Below are 1,439 nucleotides of genomic sequence, written 5' to 3' on the forward strand. Positions count from 1 at the left end.
AAAGATCTGGCGGTGTCCGCGCGTCTTGCCGACGAAATGCGCGAACCGTTTCCGAATTCGTCCAAGATCTACGTCACCGGTTCCCGGCCCGATATCCGCGTGCCGATGCGCGAGGTCGCGCAGAGCAACACGCCGGCGACCTTCGGTGTCGAGAAGAATCCGCCGATTCCCCTCTACGACTGCTCGGGCCCGTTTACCGACCCCGACATCGATATCGATCTCACCCGCGGCCTGCCGGCGCTGCGCGCCGCCTGGATCGCCGAGCGCGGCGATACCGAACGCCTGAGCGATTTCTCCTCCGAGTTCGGCCGCGAGCGCCACGCCGACAACGCCTTGACCCACCTGCGTTTTCCGTCGCCGCCCAAACCGTTGCGGGCCAAAGCCGGCAAGAATCTGTCGCAGATGCACTACGCGCGCCAGGGGATCGTCACCCCGGAGATGGAATTCGTCGCCATTCGCGAGAACGCGAAGATCGACGCCATCGTCGACAGCCGCCTGCTGCGTCGGCATCCCGGCGAGAGTTTTGGCGCCAACATTCCCGAGCGCGTCACCCCGGAATTCGTCAGAGACGAGATCGCCGCCGGCCGCGCGATCATCCCCAACAACATCAATCACCCCGAATCCGAGCCGATGATCATCGGCCGCAATTTCCGGGTCAAGATCAACGCCAACATGGGCACCTCCGCGGTGACCAGTTCGATCGCCGAAGAAGTCGAGAAGATGGTGTGGGCCGCGCGCTGGGGCGGCGACACGATCATGGATCTGTCCACCGGCAAGCATATCCACGAAACCCGCGAATGGATCATCCGCAATGCGCCGGTGCCGGTCGGCACCGTGCCGATCTATCAGGCGCTGGAGAAGGTCAACGGCAAGGCCGAGGATCTGACCTGGGAGATGTTCCGCGACACGCTCATCGAACAGGCCGAGCAGGGCGTGGACTACTTCACCATCCACGCCGGCGTGCGTCTACCGTTCGTGCCGATGACCGTGAGCCGGATCACCGGCATCGTCTCGCGCGGCGGCTCGATCATGGCCAAGTGGTGCTTGGCGCATCACAAGGAAAGCTTCCTCTACGATCATTTCGAGGATATCTGCGAGATCATGAAGGCCTACGACGTGGCTTTCTCGCTCGGTGACGGCCTGCGCCCGGGCTGTATCGCCGATGCCAACGACGAAGCCCAGATGGCCGAACTGCGCACCTTGGGCGAGCTCACCAAGATCGCCTGGGAACACGACGTGCAGGTGATGATCGAAGGCCCCGGCCATGTGCCGATGCAGCGCATCAAGGAGAACATGGAAGCCGAACTGGCCGATTGTCACGAAGCCCCGTTCTACACCCTCGGCCCGCTCACTACCGATATCGCCCCCGGCTACGACCACATCACCTCCGGTATCGGCGCCGCCCAGATCGGCTGGTACGGTACCGCCATGCTCTGCTA

The 1,439-nt window shown here is 63.4% G+C and carries 1 protein-coding gene; it reads left to right on the plus strand.

The annotated features are described in order from the left end of the window. Positions 1-36: 36 nt before the first annotated feature. The coding region (gene thiC, locus ACFOSU_RS20880) for a phosphomethylpyrimidine synthase ThiC (RefSeq protein ID WP_380691995.1) at positions 37-1,439 on the plus strand (1,403 nt) is incomplete at its 3' end.

Origin of the sequence: Salinisphaera aquimarina, assembly GCF_042643355.1 — a bacterium.
Taxonomy (GTDB): domain Bacteria; phylum Pseudomonadota; class Gammaproteobacteria; order Nevskiales; family Salinisphaeraceae; genus Salinisphaera; species Salinisphaera aquimarina.